Source organism: Synechococcus sp. H60.1, assembly GCF_047462335.1.
In the GTDB taxonomy this organism is placed as follows: Bacteria; Cyanobacteriota; Cyanobacteriia; order Thermostichales; family Thermostichaceae; genus Thermostichus.
Genome location: NZ_JANSJA010000062.1, coordinates 11,741 through 15,791, shown reverse-complemented (window position 1 = coordinate 15,791; position 4,051 = coordinate 11,741). Strand labels below are relative to the sequence as shown.

The following is a 4,051-nucleotide window of genomic DNA, read 5'->3' as shown; positions in this document are numbered from 1 at the left end:
AGCTTAGCCTGGCTCAGGTTGGCCCCGCTCAGGTCGGCCCCGCTCAGGTCGGCCCCGCTCAGGTCGGCCTGGCTCAGGTTGGCCTCGCTCAGGTTGGCCTCGCTCAGGTCGGCCTGGCTCAGCTTCTTGACATTCGCCTGACCGTTGACAATTTCCCAGACCAGCCGCCACTTGGGATCCATCTGCGTCTCGGCAGAGACCAGAGCCCCCTTCAACGTGGCCCGGCGCAAGTCGGATCCCTGAAGATTCGCTCCCCTCAGGTCGGCCAGCCACAGGTTGGCCTCGCTCAGGTTGGCCCCGCTTAGGCCGGCCCTGCTCAAGTTGGCTCCCCTCAAGTCGGCCTGGCTCAGGTTGGCCCGCCACAGGTCGGCCCCGCTCAGGTCAGCCCAGCGGAAATCCCGCTCTCCCGCTTTATACCTTGCTCGGACATCTCCAACCTGTCGGAGGGGAAGTCGATGGGACTTTGCCACCTGCACGTGCTGCGGATCCTTCGATTTCAGCAGCGTCTCCCAAGCCGCAAACTGCACCTCCCAGTTGGGATCATTTTGCAGGGCCTGGATAACAAGCTCGGCCCCTCTGGATCCGTACTTCAGAGCACCCTTGATTGCTTGGATTCTCACCTTGGGATCCGGACTGTCTAGGGCTTGCTCAACGGCTACCAAGCCTCCCATGACTGGATCGGAGCCGGCCAATTGCTGCCCACCCAGAACGGGATCAAAGTTTTCCGCCATCCCTAACCTCAAGTTAACCTCCCAACCACCTGCTGCTGCATAAGGGTCTTTTGAGTTTGCAAATCTACTACCGTTACCCGCAAAGTTCGCCCAGCATCGACGGCAAAGGTGACCTGCAAACGATCCACTCCCACCTGCCCTGGGGGCTTGAGAGGAATGGAAAGCTGCTTGTGGCTCCCAAGGGGACGAAAGCTAGAAGCTGCGCTGCTGTTGCGAATCTGCATCCGACCGTCGGGGCCGTAAACAACCTCGGTTGCCCCTTCCTCGGCCATCTCACCAACCACCAGGTTGATGTGGCTTTGTCCATTGGCGTTGGCCTGCAAGGGAGGCAGTTCCGCCGTGGCAGGATAGGCCGTGCCGCTTTTAAAGAGAGGGAAAAAGTCGGGCGCCTGCAAATAGGGATTCCAGAGCCGCAGGGCGTAGGTATGGCGGAGATGATCTTGAAGGCGGGCAAACTGGGTGAAGGCCAGAGCGCCGTGGGCCACTGCCTCAAACGGCTTGTGGTACTTAACCTTGTCGCGGCCAAAGAGGCTAATGACCTGATGCTGCACCCCTGGAATGAGGCTGGTGCCACCCACCAACACCACCTGGTGGATATCTCGTTTAGAGATCCCTTTGTTGTGGGCTTTCTCGATGACCTCATCGATGGCTTCTCTTAGCCGCGTCAGCATGCCGCGCTCTTCCAACAGCTCCTGGAGTTGTTCGCGCTGAAGCATTAAAGTGTGGGTCTCAAAGGAGTCTTCATCCAGCCAGGCCTCGCTGGCCTGAGAATGGCTGGAGAGGCGGATCTTGAGCCGCTCGGCAACCTCGCACAGAACCTGGAAGCTGCTGGCCGGAACCTGCTGTCGCTTGCGGCCCAACTGCTCCAGCACCCATTCGGCAATCCAGATATCGATATCGACGCCGCCACAGCCATAGGCCCGGTCAGTTTTGGCAATGACCTCAGCTCGGTAAGCAGTGCCCTGCTTTGGCTTCAAGATTTTGACCAAAGAGAGGTCGAGAGTTCCGCCCCCCAAATCGACCACCAAAATCAGGGATCCCGGTTCCTGCACCCCGTAGCCCAAAGCAGCCGCGGTGGACTCGTCGAGGAACACAACCTGTTGGATCCCTAGGGAGCCAAACACCTCTTGCAGGTTGTGCAAATAGGCCTCGTAGGCTCCCACCGGCACGGTCAAGATCACCTTATCGGGCTGCCAGCCCTCCGCCTTGAGTTTGGCAAGAAGCTGCTGCAGAAAGATCCGCGTGGCCTCTTGGGCTGTGTAGGCCTGTCCATCCACATAGGTTGGGGCCGGCTGGAATTGTTGAGAGAGATCCCGCTTAAAGCCTTTGAATAGGCGCTTGGGATCCCGTTTGGCCTGGGCAGGTGCCCCAATCAAAAATTGCTGGTTTTGGCCGACAAAGAGAACCGAGGGAATTAGAGGCGGGCTGCCGTCGTAGCGGTGGGTGATCCCTGGTATGTCGATCACAATCGGCTTTCGATTTTGATAGGCACAGACCACCGTATTGGAAGTGCCAAAATCAATAGTCAACGTCGTCATGCTGCCAGGGAAGGTAGGGTGCGACTGACTTTGGCTCGAACTAAAACTTGATCCCTAAGTCGATAGCCCACAAAGCGAACATAGACCGGCTCGCCCGCCTGGATATCCTCCTCATCTGCCTGGTGGCTTTCTGGGTCATAGGCCACCTGTTGCCACACCTGGCCAATGGTTTCCAACTGCCAGTCTTCCAACAAGTTGCCCAGACAGTTCAGCAAAGCCAAGACTTGCTGGGCAGGGTAATCCGGTCGCCTCTGCACAACCTGCTGCAGGGTGGGGTATTGCACCAAAAGAGGCTTGAGCTTTTCCACCAGTTCGGCGCAGATTTGATGGCGCAATTGCCCTTCCTGCTGTTCTAGCTGTTTGTGCAGCCGCTGCACTTCCTGAGCCGTTTCTGCAGGCTCCAATGCTAGCTCGATTCCGCTGAAATCTTGAATAAGGCTCGGCAAGGGCACTTGCAAAATGCTGGCTGCTCGATTGAGATCGGCTAACTTCAGCTTTTCGGCCTGGCCAGTTCTCAGGGCATTTAGGGCTCCTCGACTCAGTTTGGCCTTTTGTCGAAGCTCTCGCCAGGTTGAGATACCGGCAGCCTGCATGAGATTGCGCAGCAGGGTATCATGACTTTTCATTTCACTCCAAAATGGAATCCTAGCCAGAGTCTTTTGGATCCCTTTGGTTAAACCAGACAGGGGATCCAGAAAGGGGTTTGGGGCATTCATAAACGCTCTACCTGACGCTGGACATTTTGTTCTATGACTGGGGCCTGGTCATATTCAGGCAACAGCTCCCTTTTTTGAACTGTGCCCAATGCCCTTTCTATTTCCTCAGTTAGGTCAAGGCAGCCCTTGCCTTTGACATTAAGCACGCGCTCAATCACGTTGCCATCTTTGTCGATGATGTATTCAACCTGTTGATATTCCGCCATAACGCCTCCTCAGGCCCAACGTCCCAATACAATTCTGACTTGCCCTTTTTCGTCCACAGATTCCGACTCTACGGTAAACCCCTTCTCCGCTGCCGTTGCAAGGACGGCGTGATAAGCATACCTGCGCTGAATTTTGGGGATAAAGTCGGGAAAGACCTGGCGGTCATATTCAGAGATTATTGCCTCGTAGTGATCGCCCTTCCACTTAAAGCCAATATCGTTGCTAGCAGCACTTAAGTACTTTCTTCGGATAACAATGTCTGCCGTCTGAGGTCGCCTATCGCCTCGGTAGCCATATAGAGGAAGGTCGGATCCCTCTTCTATGTGAGAGTAGCCAACATCGTTTAGAGCCTTTATCAAAGCCTCTCGGTTCTTAAACTGAGTTTGGATGTACGTGAAGTGCGACATTCTCTCCTCCTAAAGTTAGAGTCTTTCTTGCTTCACCTCACCTGGCTATGGGTGCCCTCTGTTTTTTGACCGAGGAGCACTTGGGCCATCTCTATCTTCGCACTATCCCCTACCAAAGCCCTTAGCTCAGCAAAGGCTGCTTCAAAGTCTCCTTACTTTTTAAAGCAGGCTTCATCCAAAAATCTCCAGAATCCCGCCATAGCAAGGCCACGCCTCTATCCTAAAGCAGCTCTCTTGGATCAAAAAGTGTTTGCTAGGATACAAACCTGCGTGGCCCTAGCCAAAGAACAGAAGCGTTCACTTCTCCTTGTTCTTCTCGGCTGGGAGACGCCGATTGGGATCCGACGTAGCAGGAGGAGGCAGTTGAGGGGTACTGGGGTAACCAAACCAGATGCTCGCCAAACCTTTGAACCAAAGGGAGAGCCAGATCCACTGCCACTGAAAATCAAGTT

Annotated in this window: 5 protein-coding genes; all 5 read right to left on the bottom strand. The window is 55.3% G+C overall.

All coding sequences use genetic code 11. The annotated features are described in order from the left end of the window. On the bottom strand, nucleotides 1-731 hold a 731-nt coding region (locus tag NW852_RS03340), incomplete at its 3' end, for a pentapeptide repeat-containing protein (protein ID WP_414426465.1). Nucleotides 732-739: 8 nt separating this feature from the next. Next, complete coding sequence (locus tag NW852_RS03335; protein WP_414371761.1) at nucleotides 740-2,269, bottom strand: Hsp70 family protein; 1,530 nt, start codon at nucleotides 2,267-2,269, stop codon at nucleotides 740-742. Beyond that, a complete protein-coding gene (locus tag NW852_RS03330; protein WP_414371763.1) occupies nucleotides 2,266-2,895 on the bottom strand; it encodes a helix-turn-helix domain-containing protein in 630 nt (209 codons plus the stop codon). Before NW852_RS03330 ends, NW852_RS03335 begins: the two co-directional genes overlap by 4 nt. Before the next feature lie 86 nt (nucleotides 2,896-2,981). Beyond that, nucleotides 2,982-3,191 carry a DUF2997 domain-containing protein gene (locus NW852_RS03325; protein WP_414362279.1) on the bottom strand — a complete coding sequence of 70 codons (210 nt, stop codon included), beginning with the start codon at nucleotides 3,189-3,191 and terminating at the stop codon, nucleotides 2,982-2,984. A 9-nt stretch (nucleotides 3,192-3,200) separates the two neighbouring features. Continuing rightward, the gene (locus tag NW852_RS03320; protein WP_414371765.1) at nucleotides 3,201-3,599 is read right to left on the bottom strand and encodes a DUF1257 domain-containing protein; all 399 of its coding nucleotides are present in this window, start codon (nucleotides 3,597-3,599) and stop codon (nucleotides 3,201-3,203) included. Nucleotides 3,600-4,051: the final 452 nt, after the last annotated feature.

What these genes read in the sequence shown, in the direction of transcription:
- NW852_RS03335 (WP_414371761.1), bottom strand. Translation starts at nt 2,269, where the DNA reads ATGACGACGTTGACTATTGATTTTGGCACTTCCAATACGGTGGTCTGT.
- NW852_RS03330 (WP_414371763.1), bottom strand. Translation starts at nt 2,895, where the DNA reads ATGAAAAGTCATGATACCCTGCTGCGCAATCTCATGCAGGCTGCCGGT.
- NW852_RS03325 (WP_414362279.1), bottom strand. Translation starts at nt 3,191, where the DNA reads ATGGCGGAATATCAACAGGTTGAATACATCATCGACAAAGATGGCAAC.
- NW852_RS03320 (WP_414371765.1), bottom strand. Translation starts at nt 3,599, where the DNA reads ATGTCGCACTTCACGTACATCCAAACTCAGTTTAAGAACCGAGAGGCT.